Here is a 15,649-nt window from a genome sequence, read left to right as displayed (position 1 = left end):
CCGTCGTGGTGGGGGGCTGAACGAGACTGTCGGCAGCCCCCCTGTCCCATCACGATTCGGCAGGCTCGGTCTGCCGCCGGGTTCGGCTCTCGCCCCGTGCGGCAGCGCCGTCGCGGCTGGCCAGCACGAACACCCGGACCGCCGAGGTCAACCCGCCATCGGGGTGACGGCGCCGTGCCGTCTGGCACAATTCATCGACACTGCACCCGTTTTCAGACGACAGCAAATCGAGCGCCCGCCAGAATTCCGCCTCGAGCTTGACGCTGGTCCGCCGCCCGTCGATGCGGACGTTGCGACAGATCAGCCCACCCGACCGGCGTTGCGGGGGATGGTCCCGCCGGATATAACTGGACGGATCGGCGATCCGTTCGTCGAGGCTGCTGATGGCGACCTCTAGGATCGCCATCAGGGGACCGTTGTCCATCTCCATCGCCCGATCGGCCAGACGGCGCAATTCGATGCGGATGTTGATATCGGCAACCAGCCCAGCAGACTCATCCCACCCCATCACCGGCCTATTCCGCCGCGGACAGGTGGTGGGTCGTCGGCCGGGACTTGATCCGGCTGAAATCCCACGAGCCCTCGGCCTGGACGATCAAGTTTTCAAACTCGGGATCGCCGAACGGCCCGGCCTCGATCGCTCCCAGATCAGGACGACGGGGCAGATCGTGAATGATCGGAACCAAAGTCCCGCGATACATCTCGATCGCCTCGCCCGACTGACGGCCGCCGAAGCGCTTCCAGAAATTAACCGTCTCCTTGCGGGCACGTCCGGCGACGGTGCGATAGCCCTTCTGCCGGGCCAGATCGAGCGCGGCGCGAGCCAACCCGGCCAGCACCTGATAGGAGCGATAGCGCCGCCGAATCCCGACCCGCTCCAGCAGGGCGAAATCGGCGAACCAGCGCAAACGGATCACCCCGGCCGGATCGCCATCGACATAGGCGATCAAGTGGGTCGATACATAATCGTTTCCGTTGAATTCGTCGAAGTAGGTGATGTTGTCTTCTTCGGCGAGAAAGACCGCCGCGCGTATCGCCATCGCCATCGCGTGTTCGTCAGGGGTACGCACTAACCGAATCTCTATCGTAGGAGAATGACGCTCGGAAGCATCTTTTAAGGGCAGGGCGCTCATGATTGCGTCTCCATGCAAGAAATCCAACAGGGGCTATCTTGCGACGGTCTGGCGCACTGTGGTATGCCGTGAAAACTGAATACCGCACACCGACCCCCGAAGGGTGCATGAGTTCATTTCGCCTCCATGATTGGAATGATGTCCGGCTGATCATCGCCTGTGCTTCGCGCGGCAGCTTTGCCGGAGCCGCAGCCGAGTTGGGCCTCGACCAGACCACGGTCAGCCGCAGGATTTCCGCGATCGAAGCGGCGATCGGACGGCCGCTGTTCAACCGGCGCCGCTCGGGGGCCTCGCCCACTCCGGCCGGGGTCGCCCTGCTGGAACGGGCAATTCGGATGCAGGAAGCCGCCGAGGATTTCGAAGGGGCGCTGCATGGGATGTCGACCTTCCCCACGCCCAAGGTGACGGTCTCGGCCAGCGAAGGATTGCTGACCTACACGCTGATTCCTGCCCTTCTCGGCCTTAAAAAGGCGGAATTGCCGCTCGATCCCTCGATGATCCGCGCCACCTTGCCCGATCTGGCCTTCACCACCGCCGCGGACAAGGCCGATATCTCGGTGATCGCCACCTCGCCCGGCGATCTGCCCCGGCTGAAGGGAGCGGTGCGGGTGCGCCGGGTCGGCACGATGCATTTCGTTCCGGTGGCGTCGCGGACGTTCCTGCACCAGATGCCGCCGCTCAGCCACTTCGACGATCTGGTCGATCACCCCCTGCTCGACATCGGCATCTACCACGCGATCCGCGGTCTGGACGGGTGGAACGCGCTGGTCTCGTCGCGCAAGGGGCGGGGCGAGGAGGTTCTGATCGCGCCGACGACGCCAAAGCTGCAACAACCGTTGCTAAGCGGTGGCGGCGTATCGCTTCTGCCTAATTATTCAACGCTTTATGAGCCGTCTTTGGTTCAGCTCGACCTTGACGCGCCATCGATGGCCGTGTCGTTGTGGCTGGTTTCACACGAAGACACGCTTCGCGAACCCGCCGTGCGCGAGCTTTACGACCTGATGGCGGCAATGTTCCTGGCCTCGTCCTGGTACCGGGAAATTTAACCACTGGTCTGCATACGCCGGTATGCAATTGCATACAAAAAACAGTTGCGTCGGCGGCCCCGGTGTTTACAATGTTTCCTGGTTCTATCCATTCGATTAGGGGTATTTGTTTTGCTTAAGAAGAACGTTTCGACCCGGGGCCGCCTGGAGAGCGGAGCCCCTAACCCCGTTGACGTTCACGTCGGCGCCCGGATGCGCCTGCGTCGCACGCTGCTGGGGATGAGCCAGGAAAAGCTGGGCGAGGCTATTGGTTTGACGTTCCAGCAGGTTCAGAAATACGAGCGTGGCGCCAACCGGATCGGAGCCTCGCGGCTGTTCGATCTGGCGCGGGTTCTCGACGTTCCGGTGTCCTATTTCTTCGACGATATGTCGGATGCGGTTCAGAATCTGAGCCCGGTCAACGTGATCAAAGGCTCGGTCGGCCTGTCGGAAGAACCGGCAACCTTCGAAGCCGATCCGATGACCAAGCGCGAGACTCTGGAACTGGTGCGGGCTTACTACAACATCACCGATCCGCAGGTCCGCAAGCGGGTGTACGAGTTGGCCAAGGCCCTCGCCGCCGCCAATATCGACGAAGAATAAAGACGTTTCCCCGACTGCTCTGCACGGATCGAAACCGATCCGTGCAGGTCCCAGGGCGGGGTTCTCTGGCACCTGATGTCACGAACCAACGCCGTCACAACAGATCGCCAGAACAGCTATCTGTTGTTCTCAAACAGAAGCTTGTAAACATCAATCAGGCTTTTTAAGCCAGCCTTTCGCATGATTGATGAGCGATGGTTTTCCACCGTTCTCTGACTGACGTTAAGTTGATAGGCAATCACCTTATTCGACAGTCCGGTAAACAGCAAATCAAGGACCTGGCGTTCCCGCGGTGTTAGTCCGGCGATGCTCTTCGTCGGCTCGCCCCGCTCCAAACGGGTTTTGCCCGCCTCTTGCGAGAGGGCCAGAGCCCGATCAATCGCCCGCCGAACCTCCGCCGACTCGACCGGCTTGACGATGAAATCAACCGCCCCGGCCTTCATCGCCTCGACAACCATCGCCATGTCGCCATGCCCCGTCATCACGATCGCCGGGCGCTCGTCGCCTCTGAAACGTAGATCCCGAAGCAATTCAAGCCCGCTCATTCCCGGCATCACGGCATCAATCAGCAGACACCCCCCGGCGTCCGAGGGCGAGCTTTCAAGAAATTCCTCCGCACTGGAAAATGTCTCCGTCGCCCATCCCTCGCCTTGCAGCCATGTCGATAGCGCCCCGAGCAAGGGGGCGTCGTCGTCTATCACCGAAATCGTCGGGGAATCGGTCGCGTCCGTGTTGGCCGGATGATGAACCCGCACCAACGTCAGCAACCGCTCGGCCGCCCGGATCAGATCGGCTCCCGTCGTCGGCTTGGTCAGCGGGAGGCATTTCGGCAAAGTAGCCAAATTGCGCTGGGTTTCGAGCGAAATGTCCCCGGTCAGGATGATCGCGGGCAGACTCTCCGCCGCCTTGACCCGCAAAGCGGCAACGATGTCTGGGCCGTTCATCGTCGCGTCGATCGAATGCTCGACCACCAGCAGGTCGATCCCCTGGGAAACCGCCTCCAACGCCGCCGCTCCGTTTCCGACCGACGTCACCTCGGCGTCTGCCGCAGTGAAAAGACGCTCCAGCATGGCACTCAGCGTCGCATCGTCTTCGACGATCAAGACACGCTTGCCCCGCACCGATTCGCTCGGCCCTTCCGCGCCCACGGATAAAATCGCCAGTGTTTCGCCCGCGCTGGCAAGCGGAAGGTCGATCGAGAACACCGACCCCCGCCCCAGACTGGAGCGGACCCGGATGTGATGCCCCAGCAGCGCGGCCTGACGCCGAGCGATCGCCAGTCCCAGGCCAAGCCCGCGCGTCCGGTGTCGGGCGGAGGTATCGACCTGATAAAACTCTTCGAAGATCGCCTGTAACTGGCTCTGAGGGATACCGATTCCGTTATCCCACACCTCGATCCGCACCATCTCGCCATAACGGCGGCATCCCATCAGAACCTTGCCGTTACGGCTATATTTGAAGGCGTTCGACAACAGGTTGCGCAGAATCTGATCAAGCAACCTTGGATCGGTATCGACGCGAAGGGTACAAGGAACGACCCGCCAAATGTTGTTGCTGGCCGCCGCGTCGGCGGCAAATTCACGCTTCAAATGTTTCAGCAAAGCAAACAATGGGACGGCGCCCCGTTTGGCGACGACGATACCGGCATCGATCTGATTGATATCGAGCAGGGAATTCAGCATCGTCACCATCGTCGCCAGCGAGGAATCCACGTTGGCGACCATCTCCAAGGTCTTGGGATCCTGGTACATCTGCCGCAACACCCCGCTGATCAGGGCCAGCGTTTGCAGCGGTTGACGCAGATCGTGACTGGCGGCCGAAAGAAAGCGGGACTTAGCCTCGGTGGCGCGCACGGCCAGATCCTTGGCCCGGCTAAGGGCGTTCTGATCGCGTTTTCGTTCGGTGATGTCGATCAGGGCCAGATTGCAGCCGCCACTGCCGAGGTCGCCCCGTCCTTCCAGGATCGCGGTACAGCCGGGACGCCCGTTGACCGGCCGCAACCCAACCTCCAGAGAGTGGATTGCCTCGCCGGGATAATGGCGGACTCCGTCCATGAAGAGCATGAAATCCGGCAACGAATCATTGATGAGTAGGGCCGCGAACTGAAGCGTTCCGATCTGTTGGGGCGCGATGTCGAGAAGGGTATGGGCGGCATGGTTGGCGCGGACGATGATCCCTGCCGCATCAATGGTGACATAGCCGACCGGAGCATGATCGTAGAGCGCCGCATACCGGGCGGCACTCTCCTCGGCCTCGACCCGCGCCTGGGCGAGGGCTTCGTTTTGCATTTCCAGTTCGATTTGGTGGACGCGCAATTCATGGATCAGGCGGATCGACTCGTCGTGCCCGCCCACCTCGATCCGGCTCTCGCGCTCCCGTTGCTCGGCACGGGCACGGATTTCGTTAGGCCCCGGTGGTTTCGCGGAACTGGTCATGGTCTGCCCCCTTTCGGGTCAGAGAGTCTCTCCCTTGAGACGTTTCAATTCGTCCTGAAGCTCCTTGATCTCGGTAACGTCGATAAAGGTGATCGCAACTCCGTCGATCACATTGTCCTGGGTGCGATAGGGAATGGTGCGCACCTTGACCCAACGTCCATTTTGGGTCGGAACCTGTTTTTCGATAAAGATCAGAGTTCGCAGAACCTCCCGCGCATCGTCGGTCAAGGTCGGATAGCGAAGATCGGTCACGATATCCGACAATGGGCGGCCGGAATCGCTGTCAATCAGCTTAAACAATTGATTTGCATAGGGCGTGAAGCGGCGAATCCGCATCTCCCCATCAAGAAACACCATCGCAATTTCTGTACTATTTAACAGATTGCTCATGTCGTTATTTACACAAACAAGATTCTCGACCTTTGATTGCATCTCGGCGTTGACGCTATGCAGTTCTTCGTTCATCGACTGCATTTCCTCTTTCGAGGTAATCAACTCTTCGTTCGCCGACTGCAACTCCTCGTTGGTGGCCTGCTGTTCCTCATTGGCGGATTTCAATTCCTCCAGCGACGCCTGCATTTCGGCGCGAGTGACATCGAGTTCCGCCCGGGTGTGCGCCAACTCGTCGCTCATTGCGTCGTGCACGCGCGAACGCGCCGCCTTGCGCGAGATATTGTGGGGAACCGAGACGCACTCGACATCGCTAAAGACCACCAACGCCAGATCGAACGTGCTTTCCGGCCGGTTCATTTTCTGAACGGTGACGGTCACCGCCTTCATCCCGCCCTCGGTCATGAAGGTAAGACCGGGGAGAACGACCGCCTCGTCCTGACGCAGCGCCCGTTTGATGGCCGATATCAAGGGCAGACGAATTCCGTCGCGCGCCATGACATGCAGGTTGAGGTTGGCTTTGCCAGCCGCCGGTTCGAGATATCTCCCGGTACGCCCACTGAAATAGAGAATTTCGCCATCGCTATCGACCAGCACCGCCGCCGGACAAAACCGGCTCAGCAAGATCCGCTCCATCATACCCTGGAGCGTCTCGCCGCCCCGTTCGCCGATCGAGGCGTCGTGCTGACTGGACAGCATGGGAACAGCCTTGCCGGGAAAGCGGATCGCGCTTCGCAGCACCGGATGATTGATCCGACGAAACAATCTGGCCTTCTGGTTAATGGGGGAGAACAGACGGGTGAAATCGCCGATGGCCTCGGCACTGCCCAGAATGAGGGCTCCGTCCGGATTGAGGGCGAAATGAAAGAGCGGCAACAGACTCTTTTGCAGATCGGGGCCGAAATAGATCAGAAGATTGCGGCAACTGAGAATGTCGAGCTTGGTAAAAGGCGGGTCGGAGATGATGTTCTGCTCGGCAAAGGTCACCATGTCCCGGATATCCTTGGCGATCCGGTACCCACGCGCATCAATGGAAAAGAAGCGGTTCAGCCGTTCCGGCGAGACATCTTCGGCAATATTGGCGGGAAACACGCCCTGGCGAGCCTGGGTGATCGCTTCGGCATTGAGATCGGTGGCATAGATCTGCAAAACGCTTCGCGCCGGGGGGACAATCTCGTCGAGAATCTCGCGAAAGACGATGGCGAGAGAATAGGCCTCCTCTCCGGTCGAGCAGGCCGGTACCCAGGCTCGTATCGGCCGACCGAGCGGATGGGACGTCACCAGAGGCACCAGAATCTGGGCCTTGACCGCATCCCACACCGCCGGATCACGGAAGAAATTGGTGACCCCGATCAGGAGTTCCCTGAACAGAAGATCAATCTCGCGGGGGTTCTCGTGCAGATAACGGACATAGTCCGGCAGGGAATCGAGGCGGTGCAACGCGACCCTTCGCTCGATACGACGAAACAGGGTCGTGGTTTTGTACAAAGTAAAATCATGGCGGGAGCGCTCGTTGAGCAGAGCGATGATCGTGTTGAGCGCGCTTCGACTTTGTTCCTCGTCCAGACCCGAGACCGGTCGGCGTCGGCAGTCGAGAATCTCCGTTATCAACGCACTGGCCGGAGCCACGATATCGACGAAACCGGCCTCGATCGCCGATTTCGGCATACTGTCGAACCCCGCTTCCTCGGGCGACTGCGCCAGGGTCAGGCCACCACTCGCCTTGATCGCCCCCAATCCCAAGGTGCCGTCCGCCCCCATCCCCGACAAGACGACGCCGATGGCAAATTCCCGCTGGTCCTCGGCCAAGGCGCTAAAAAAATGATCGACCGGCCGACGCGGCGCGTGCGGCATTGCGGTGGGCAGCAACCACAATCGCCCCTCCCGGATCGACAGATCGCGATTGCGCGGAATCACATAGACCGCATTGGGGCGCACGGTTTTTCCGTCTTCTGCCTCGGCCACCTCCATTGAGGTGACCCGTTGCAACAGGGAGACGATCGCGCTGGATTGATCGGGGTCCAGATGCTGGATGACGACGAACGCCAGTCCGCACCCGGACGGAATCGGCAGCAGAAACCGCTCCAACGCCTCCAACCCACCGGCCGAGGCCCCGATGCCGACAATTGTGAAACGCCCCTGAGCAGAATCGGACACAGGGGTGCTTCCCATCGGTTCGGGCATATCGGACGCTTGCATCGGGGGTTCGCTCGTTTCGTCGGGCATCTTTGCCCCTCCCACCCGCAGACCAATTCAGCCGGGGGCACGCCTTAAAAGTACACCGCACAGCCCAACAAAAAAATAGAAATTCATAAAGGCGTCAACGCAGAGGAACATTTCCCCATGAACTTCATTTGCATGAGTATTTTCCGAATCTATTTGGTATAAAAAATAAAGAATAACATCATACTAAACAATACATACAAACAATTATATTTGTAATTATTGCAATTGTTGTTTCAATTTTATTTTTACATTACATTAAATAAATAAAAATTATTTACTGAAATGGCGAACACCTACACCAATCAATTCATGCTTTTTACGTTTAGATGGACATCAGACAGATAGAATCTCTGGTGGAACCGATACTTCATCCCCGAATTCTCTGAAAATAACGTGCGGATGGTGGGCCAGCAGCGCCAAATCCTCGAAATAAAGGTCTTTCGGCCATGACCTCAGACTCACTTCTGTCGGTAATCGCCAGGTCAATGGAAATGGCCGAGCAGAACGGGTACGACATGGCTGGAAAAACCGAGTTCACCGCTGAGGCCATCAGGAGAATAGAGCCGGACATCAGCATATCGACCGCGAAACATATTGTATCAAAACTTACCGACATGAGTATTCGATAAAAATCGTCGGCCCAGACCCACAATCGCAGCACTCCGGACGATGGCAGGGAGGGACGAGCCCCCCCCTGTTTTAATCCGTTCACCACCCATTGACAAACCAGGGGGGAAAGGACGATAGTCGCCCTTATTAAGAATGACTCGCATTTGCGAAAGGGAGTTCCCCATGTGTCAGGCCTGTCTTACCGATCCGGTCCCGTCTGAATCCCGCCCGCGTCTGCGCCGCAAATTGTGGGAGGTCTCGTCCCACTGCCACTGCACCATCATCGGCACCTGTCTCAGCCTGCCGGAATTGCGCGGGATCGCCAGCCGCAACGGCCTGGAACTGGCCAAGCCCAACCCGACCGAATATGAAATTCATTCGGCGATGGTCCACCTCGCCTCACGCGACCGCTCGCTCGGCAAGGCCCTGCACAAGACGCTCGACCGCAAATACGCCCTGTCGATCAAGCGGTTCTCACGCATTTCCGACCGGGACAGCGTCGAGGCGCTGTGGAAAGAATGCCTGGGCCGGGGCGAAGTCGCCGGGCCGCTCTGGGCGCTGATGACCCACCCCGCCACCGACGAATCGCTGCAATCCCTGGTGTTCGGCGAAATCCACATGCTGTCGCATCAGGTTGGCGCGATGGTGCGGACCGACATGCGGCAGATGGCGGCGCTGGAAAAGGACAAGACCGCGCTGGAAGCCAAGATCAAGCGCCAGCAGGACCGGCTGCACCAGGAAATTTCCAGCCGTGAGGCGATGCTGCGCGACCTGCGCGACCTGCTCGCGCTTGAACAGGCGGAAAACCGGCGGCTGCGCGAATGCGGCGATGCCAGCGAGCAGCTCCGGGCGATGAAGCTGATGTACCAGGATATGCAACAGGCCCTGGATCGGGCCGAAGCGCGGGCGGTCAAGGCCGAGGAGCGCGTCCGCCTCGCCGAGGAGGTTATCTGCGAACTCGACAGCAACCTGACCGACCAGACCGCCGAACTGAGCGCTTTGCGCGCCGAGACCACAATGCTCGAGGCGCGTCTGAACGAAGCCCTGCCCGGTCACGACCGCCCCGCCTGCCCCACGCCGTGCGACCGTCCCGACCTGTGCGGCCGCTGCATTCTGTATGTCGGCGGGCGCTCGATCCAGGTGAAGCATCTGCAACGGCTGGTGTCGGAACGCAATGGCGTGCTGATCCATCACGATGGCGGCGTCGAGGACAATATCGGACGCCTGCCGGGATTGCTCGGTACCGCCGACGCGGTGATGTTCCCGGTCGATTGCGTCAGCCATGCCGCCCACGACCGCTTGAAGAAGCTGTGCCGCCAGTGGAGCAAGCCGTTCGTTCCGGTGCGGCGCTCGGGCCTGGGTGCCTTCATCGCCGCGCTCGACAGCCTGTCCCAGGCGACTCCGCAATCATGAACGCGCCCACCGCACCGGAAGCGCTGTGCGATCCCACCTGCCGCGACCTGATGTGGAAGACGGTGCTGGAACTGGTTCTGTCCGGCCCGCTTCCGCTCGGGCGGCTGGTGCCCGAGGTCGAGGCGGCGATCTCGGATTGCGGGCGGCACAAATCGCTGTCCGCCTGCCTTCAGGAGATGGCGCGGGGCGAACACATCCGGATGAGCTGCGACGGAAAGAGGTGGACGGTGTCGCTCGGCCCGGCGGGACGGTCCACCCTGCTGCGTCTGCGCGAAACCAGCGCCCAAACCTCGGCCAGGACCGGATCGGGGCAGGCATAGCCCCGCGTCGCGATCAGGTCTCGGACCGCACCACGAACTCGATCCGGGCCGGACCGTGGCGGCGAGTGTCGGCCAGGATGAAGCCGGGCGGCGGGACAAAAGCCTCGTCTCCCGCCACTTCGACCACCGCCAACATGCCGGGCGCCAACCACCCCGCCACATCGAGCGCGGCCAGCGCCGGGGCGGCCAGGCCGCCATGATAAGGAGGATCGAGAAAGGCCAGGGTGCAGGCGGCCTCGGCCACCGGCGGACGCGTCGCGTCGGCGCGCAGCAGCCGGGTCCGGGCACTTTCGCGCAGGGTCTCGACATTGGCGCGGATTGCGTCGAGCGAGGCCGGATGGGTGTCGAGGAACCACGCCCGCTCTGCCCCGCGCGACAGCGCCTCCAGCCCCAGCGCTCCCGATCCGGCAAAGGCGTCGATCACCGTCGCCCCATCCAGATCGACCAGATCGGAATGGGCCAGGATGTCGAACAGCGCCTGACGCACCCGGTCGGCGGTCGGCCGCGCGGTGCGGCCGGGCGGCGCGACCAGGATACGGCCCTTATGGCTTCCGGCGACGATTCGCATCGGCATTCCCCTTGGCCGGGCCGTGACGGACCGGAGCCGCCTTCTTGCGCTGATCCTGCTCTTTCAGCCGCTCGTCTTTTTCCCGCTCTCCGGCCGGACGCGAATCGACCTTGGGGCGCAGCACCGGCTTGGCCCCACCGGTCTGCTCGCGCAGCACCTTGCCCGGCACCTCGTCCACCGCGCGTTCCTCCAGCGTGCCAAGCTGGAACGGGCCATAGGCGACCCGGATCAGCCGGGTCACCGGCCAGCCGAGATAATCCATCACCCGGCGGATCTCGCGATTCTTGCCCTCGTGCAGCGCCACGGTCAGCCAGGCATTGGCCCCCTGCTGACGGTCGAGCGTCGCCTTGATCGAGCCATAGGCCTGTCCCTCGACGGTGACGCCGCGATCGAGCCGTTGCAGTGCGACCGGATCGACCTCGCCATGGACCCGGACGCGATAGCGCCGCACCCAGCCGTTCGAGGGCAGCTCCATCTTGCGGGCCAGCGCGCCGTCATTGGTCAGCAGCAGCAGCCCTTCGGAATTGAGATCGAGCCGCCCGACCGACACGACGCGGGGCAGATCGGCGGGCAGCGTCTCGAACACCGTCTTGCGCCCCTCGGGGTCGCGGTGGGTGGTGACCAGACCGGCGGGCTTGTGATAGCGCCACAGCCGGGTGCGCTCGGGCTCGGACACCGGCTGACCATCGACCAGAATCAGGTCGTTCGCGGTCACGACGCAGGCCGGGCTGTCCAGCACCACACCGTTAACCGCGACCCGGCGGTCGGCGATCCAGCGTTCGGCGTCGCGGCGCGAGCACAGACCGGCGCGGGCCAGCCGCTTGGCGATCCGCTCTCCGGCCGAAGCCGGGCTGGTGGTTTCGTCCCGCTCGTCGGTCGTCATTGTCTTGCCGCCTCCACCAGGGCCGACAGCACTTTGGCGTCGGCGGGGCCAATCAGAAATTCGGGATGCCATTGCACCCCGATGCAAAAGCGCCGGTCGGGCGCCTCGATCCCCTCGATCACCCCGTCGGGGGCGAGAGCATCGACGATACAGCCGGGAGCGACCTGTTTCACCGCCTGATGATGGGCGGAATTGACCACGATCCGCCCCGTCCCCACGATCGCGGCCAGCCGGGTTCCGGCGACGATCTCGATCTCGTGCCCCGGTTCGGTGCGCGGATTGGGCTGTTCGTGGACCAGCGCGTCTTCGACCTCGTCGGGGATATGCTGGATCAGCGAACCACCCAAGGCGACGTTCAGCAATTGCTGGCCGCCGCAAATCCCCAAAATCGGCAGATCGCGGGCCAGCGCGCCGGTCAGAATCCTCAATTCGAACGCGGTCCGGGTCGCGTTCAAGGTGACGGCGGGATGGCGGCTGTCGGCCCCGAACAGCGCCGGATCGACATCGAACGCACCGCCCGAGACGATCAGCGCGTCCAGGCGGTCGAGATACTCCTCGGCCAGATCGGGATGGTGGGGCAACGACACAGGCAGACCGCCCGCAGCGGCGACCGACTCGCAATAATTGCAGCGCAGCGCGTACCAGGGCATCGTCGAATAGCCGCCGGATTCTTCGCTGTCGAGAGTAATGCCGATGATCGGTCGTCGACTCATGGTCAAAGCTGTTCCTTGGGCGCGTGGGAGCCCTCCTATACCTTTCCGTCTCCGCCGAAGCCATGGTAAAGCGACAGCATGACCGGCTTCATGCAGATCGCCCTGGCCGAGGCCATGGCCGCCGCCGCCCGCGCCGAAGTGCCGGTGGGCGCGGTATTGGTCCGAAACGGAGAGGTGCTGGCCGTCGCCGGAAACCGGGTCGAGGAATTGTTAGATCCCACCGCCCACGCCGAAATCCTGGCGATCCGCGCCGCCGCCGCCGGACGCGGCGGACGGTTGGAGGGTTGCGACCTCTACGTCACGCTTGAGCCTTGCCCGATGTGCGCGGCGGCAATCGCCCTGGCCCGAATCCGGCGGGTCTATTTCGGGGCCTACGACCCCAAGGGCGGCGGCATCGACCACGGCGCCCGCGTGTTCGACCATCCCACCTGTCACCATCGCCCGGAAATCTATGGCGGAATCGAAGAGCGACGAGCGGCGGCGCTGTTGCGCGATTTCTTCCGGGCCAGACGATAGAGGTTTATCTATATTTTTCTCCGACTCAATTTAGCCTGAATCGCGCCGAAGATAAGCCACCGTCGGCACCGAGACTCATGACCGTCAACGCTTTGTCCCCGAAGGGGATGCATCATGGTCAAATGTCTCGCCGCAATTCTGCTGTGCACCGCCCTGTCGGGGTGCATCATTCAGCCGCTGCCTCCGGGTCGGACCGTCTATTATGCCGAACCGGCCTATGCGCCGCCGCCGGTCTATTACGCTCCGCCGCCGCCGCCGCGCTATTTCGCCCCCGGCGGCGGCTATGGTTACGGCTATGGCCCGTCTTACCCGCGCCCTCACCATCATTTCCGGCCGTGGAGATAGCGGCGGCGGTACCGATATCGACCTCTGGCCCAGACGATTGCCCTTGCCGGGACGAAGCGCAGGCTCTATCACCGGCGCGTTCAACCCGACGTCCTTACGGCGGCGGCCACCGGCGCGGCAGCGCTGGCGTCAGGCCGAAAGACGATACGTCAAGCCAGAGGAGATGCGGCAATGGCCCGCAAGAAAGCGACCGACAACGCGTTTGTCTTCTTCGACATCCTTTATGAGGACGGCACCCGCAGTTCAAACCGGAAGATCGCCAGCGCCGAATTGCTCGGGCTGGAGGGAGACGCCCCCGCCAAGGCGCTGATCGAGGCTCAGGATCGCGACATCGCCGCGAAATCGGGCAATCCGCGCGGCCCGATCAAATCCATCACCCGCTCGCCCGGTCAGTAACGTATCCCGAGGGTTTTGGTATCCAGGAGCGCCCTGCTTCACGCAGGGCGCTGGCCAGGCGGCACGTCAATGAGCGACAGCAACAACGCGACCCTGCGCACCTATGGCGACCATGTGCAGGATTATATCGACGGCACGGCGCAGACCGTGTCCGGAGCGACGAAGGACTGGATCGACTCCACCCTGGCCGGGCTCCCCGGTTCGGCGCGGATTTTGGAACTGGGCAGCGCGTTTGGCCGCGACGCCGCCTATATCGCGTCGCGCGGCTTCACCCCCGAATGCACCGACGCGGTACCGGGCTTCGTCGCCTGCCTCCAGGCCGCAGGGCACAAGGCGCGGCTGTTCAACGCGCTGACCGACGACCTGGACCGCTCCTACGACCTGATCTTCGCCAATGCGGTGCTGCTGCATTTCACCCGGGACGAGTTCGCCCTTGTCCTGGGCAAGATGAGGCGGGCGCTGGCCCCGAGCGGGCGCTTCGCCTTCAGCTTAAAGCGCGGCCAGGGAGAATCCTGGTCCAGCGCCAAGGTCGGCGCCCCCCGCTATTTCTGCTATTGGGAGCCGGAACCGCTGGAAACGGTGCTAGGCGCGGCGGGATTCGCCTCCTGGACCATCGACGCAGCCCGGACCGGGCGCGCCCATCCCGACTGGCTGTACGTGATCGCCCACGCCCCGGCTTAAGGGCGCGCTACCCCCGATGCTCGCCCCGGATCAGGCCGCGATACCAGCCAGCGGATTGCTTTAACGTCCGCGTCCCGGTCTCGAAATCGACATGGACCAGCCCGAACCGGGTGCCATAGCCCGAGCCCCATTCGAAATTGTCGAGCAGCGACCAGACGAAATAGCCGCGCAGGTCGCAGCCCTCGGCCACCGCGTCGCGCATCGCCCGGGTGAAGTCGCGCAGATAGGCGATCCGGTGGGTATCGGCGACGATGCCGTCGGCATCGGGGATATCCGATCCGGCCCCGCCCCCGCAGCCATTTTCGGTAACGAAGATCGGCAGGCGATAGCGCCGGTGCAGCGTCAGCAATTCCTCCTTGAACACCTCGGGGAAGATCGGCCAGCCGACCTCGGGGTGGGTCGCGGATTCGGGCGCGTCGCCCCAGCCATAGCCCCAGGTGGTCGTGGGATCGACCCGAGCATAGATCGGGCCGTAATGATTGAGCCCGATCCAGTCGGTCGGACGACAGATCCGCGCCATGTCGCCGGGCAGAACATAGGGCTCGATGTCGGAACAGACGATCTCGGGGTAATGGCCCAGGATCTGCGGATCGCAGAACACCCCGTTCCAATGGGCGTCGAGCAAGCGGGCGGCGGCAACATTCTCTTCCCGCCCGCCTTCGGGGCGGACAATCTGACGGTTGTGGATCGCCCCGATCGAGGCGTTGGGGACCAGATCGCGCAGCACGTCCACCCCGGCCCCGTGGGCGAGATTGACGTGATGGATCGCCCGCAGATGGGCGGCGCGGTCGGTGATCCCCGGCGCGGCCCAGGGAATGGCATAGCCGAACAGAGTAAAGACCGAAAATTCGTTGAAGGTGGCAAAGCGCTTGACCCGGTCACCATAGCGTTTGGCGATCAGGGCGGCATAATCGGCGAACCACCCGGCGGAATCGCGCGAGGTCCAACCGCCAAGATCGTCCAACGCCTGGGGTAAATCCCAGTGATAGAGGCACAGCCAAGGCTCGATCCCGGCCTCCAGCAGCGCGTCGATCAGACGGTCGTAGAAATCGAGCCCGGCCGGATTGACCGCACCCTTCCCGCGCGGCAGCACGCGTGGCCACGCGACGGAAAAGCGATAGGCCCCAACCCCGATCTGCTTCATCAACGCGATATCGTCGCGCCAGCGGTGATAATGGTCGCAGGCGATGTCGGCGTTGCTGCCATCGGCAACGCCCCCCTTCAGCTTGCAGCGGGTGTCCCAGATGCTGGGGCCACGCCCGTCCTCGGCCACCGCGCCTTCGACCTGAAACGCCGAGGTCGAAACCCCCCAGACAAAATCGGGACGCAGACCCAGCGCCTGGGCAATGTCGGCGGGGGTAGAGGGAGTGGGCTCGGCCAAGGGATGTCTCCT

Annotated in this window: 16 protein-coding genes; 8 read left to right on the top strand and 8 right to left on the bottom strand. The window is 62.4% G+C overall.

The window, feature by feature from the left end:
* Window positions 1–49: 49 nt before the first annotated feature.
* The gene (locus BLW40_RS11705; RefSeq protein WP_074768745.1) at window positions 50–508 is read right to left on the bottom strand and encodes a ribbon-helix-helix domain-containing protein; all 459 of its coding nucleotides are present in this window, start codon (window positions 506–508) and stop codon (window positions 50–52) included.
* A 7-nt stretch (window positions 509–515) separates the two neighbouring features.
* Window positions 516–1,070, bottom strand: coding sequence for a GNAT family N-acetyltransferase (locus BLW40_RS11700; RefSeq protein ID WP_244511166.1), 555 nt, complete (start codon window positions 1,068–1,070; stop codon window positions 516–518).
* Window positions 1,071–1,240: 170 nt separating this feature from the next.
* Here BLW40_RS11700 and BLW40_RS11695 point away from each other — a divergent pair, with 170 nt between their 5' ends.
* Window positions 1,241–2,179 carry a LysR family transcriptional regulator gene (locus BLW40_RS11695; RefSeq protein ID WP_244511165.1) on the top strand — a complete coding sequence of 313 codons (939 nt, stop codon included), beginning with the start codon at window positions 1,241–1,243 and terminating at the stop codon, window positions 2,177–2,179.
* A gap of 111 nt (window positions 2,180–2,290) precedes the next feature.
* On the top strand, window positions 2,291–2,761 hold the full coding sequence (locus BLW40_RS11690; RefSeq protein WP_074768739.1) for a helix-turn-helix domain-containing protein: 471 nt from the start codon (window positions 2,291–2,293) through the stop codon (window positions 2,759–2,761).
* 116 nt (window positions 2,762–2,877) lie between these two features.
* Here the strand turns inward: BLW40_RS11690 and BLW40_RS11685 are convergent, their stop codons facing one another.
* Together BLW40_RS11685 and BLW40_RS11680 are read right to left on the bottom strand one after the other, a co-directional pair.
* Window positions 2,878–5,196, bottom strand: coding sequence for a response regulator (locus BLW40_RS11685; RefSeq protein WP_083386759.1), 2,319 nt, complete (start codon window positions 5,194–5,196; stop codon window positions 2,878–2,880).
* Between the two features lie 18 nt (window positions 5,197–5,214).
* Window positions 5,215–7,743 (bottom strand): chemotaxis protein CheB, encoded by a 2,529-nt coding sequence (locus BLW40_RS11680; protein WP_244511164.1) that lies wholly within the window; start codon window positions 7,741–7,743, stop codon window positions 5,215–5,217.
* Window positions 7,744–8,604: 861 nt separating this feature from the next.
* Here BLW40_RS11680 and BLW40_RS11670 point away from each other — a divergent pair.
* Both BLW40_RS11670 and BLW40_RS11665 read left to right on the top strand, forming a co-directional pair.
* Window positions 8,605–9,834: a DUF2325 domain-containing protein gene (locus BLW40_RS11670; RefSeq protein WP_074768735.1), complete on the top strand. Its 1,230-nt coding sequence runs from the start codon at window positions 8,605–8,607 to the stop codon at window positions 9,832–9,834.
* A complete protein-coding gene (locus BLW40_RS11665; protein WP_074768733.1) occupies window positions 9,831–10,154 on the top strand; it encodes a hypothetical protein in 324 nt (107 codons plus the stop codon). The genes BLW40_RS11670 and BLW40_RS11665 overlap by 4 nt, the downstream gene beginning before the upstream one ends.
* 13 nt (window positions 10,155–10,167) lie before the next feature.
* Here BLW40_RS11665 and rsmD read toward each other — a convergent pair whose 3' ends face one another.
* Genes rsmD through BLW40_RS11650 form a run of 3 tightly spaced genes read right to left on the bottom strand, consistent with a single transcriptional unit; the run spans window position 10,168 to window position 12,318 of the window.
* Window positions 10,168–10,722: a 16S rRNA (guanine(966)-N(2))-methyltransferase RsmD gene (gene rsmD / locus BLW40_RS11660; RefSeq protein WP_074768809.1), complete on the bottom strand. Its 555-nt coding sequence runs from the start codon at window positions 10,720–10,722 to the stop codon at window positions 10,168–10,170.
* A complete protein-coding gene (locus BLW40_RS11655) occupies window positions 10,697–11,605 on the bottom strand; it encodes a pseudouridine synthase (RefSeq protein WP_074768731.1) in 909 nt (302 codons plus the stop codon). Before BLW40_RS11655 ends, rsmD begins: the two co-directional genes overlap by 26 nt.
* Window positions 11,602–12,318, bottom strand: coding sequence for a gamma-glutamyl-gamma-aminobutyrate hydrolase family protein (locus tag BLW40_RS11650; protein ID WP_074768729.1), 717 nt, complete (start codon window positions 12,316–12,318; stop codon window positions 11,602–11,604). Before BLW40_RS11650 ends, BLW40_RS11655 begins: the two co-directional genes overlap by 4 nt.
* Before the next feature lie 78 nt (window positions 12,319–12,396).
* Here BLW40_RS11650 and BLW40_RS11645 point away from each other — a divergent pair, with 78 nt between their 5' ends.
* The 4 genes from BLW40_RS11645 to BLW40_RS11630 all read left to right on the top strand — a co-directional run bounded on the left by BLW40_RS11645 (window position 12,397) and on the right by BLW40_RS11630 (window position 14,256).
* The gene (locus BLW40_RS11645) at window positions 12,397–12,834 is read left to right on the top strand and encodes a nucleoside deaminase (protein ID WP_074768727.1); all 438 of its coding nucleotides are present in this window, start codon (window positions 12,397–12,399) and stop codon (window positions 12,832–12,834) included.
* A gap of 114 nt (window positions 12,835–12,948) precedes the next feature.
* Entirely contained in the window at window positions 12,949–13,179 is a 231-nt protein-coding gene (locus BLW40_RS11640; RefSeq protein WP_074768725.1) for a hypothetical protein, read from the top strand.
* Between the two features lie 171 nt (window positions 13,180–13,350).
* Window positions 13,351–13,575, top strand: coding sequence for a hypothetical protein (locus BLW40_RS11635; protein WP_074768723.1), 225 nt, complete (start codon window positions 13,351–13,353; stop codon window positions 13,573–13,575).
* Window positions 13,576–13,644: 69 nt separating this feature from the next.
* Window positions 13,645–14,256, top strand: a complete 612-nt coding sequence (locus BLW40_RS11630; protein WP_074768721.1) for a methyltransferase domain-containing protein — start codon at window positions 13,645–13,647, stop codon at window positions 14,254–14,256.
* A gap of 7 nt (window positions 14,257–14,263) precedes the next feature.
* Here BLW40_RS11630 and BLW40_RS11625 read toward each other — a convergent pair whose 3' ends face one another.
* The gene (locus tag BLW40_RS11625) at window positions 14,264–15,637 is read right to left on the bottom strand and encodes a GH1 family beta-glucosidase (RefSeq protein ID WP_244511163.1); all 1,374 of its coding nucleotides are present in this window, start codon (window positions 15,635–15,637) and stop codon (window positions 14,264–14,266) included.
* Window positions 15,638–15,649 lie beyond the last annotated feature (12 nt).

Source organism: Magnetospirillum fulvum, assembly GCF_900108475.1.
Lineage (GTDB): Bacteria > Pseudomonadota > Alphaproteobacteria > Rhodospirillales > Magnetospirillaceae > Phaeospirillum > Phaeospirillum fulvum_A.
The sequence above is the reverse complement of the archived record's forward strand: the minus strand, read 5'-3'. Positions and strand labels throughout refer to the sequence as shown.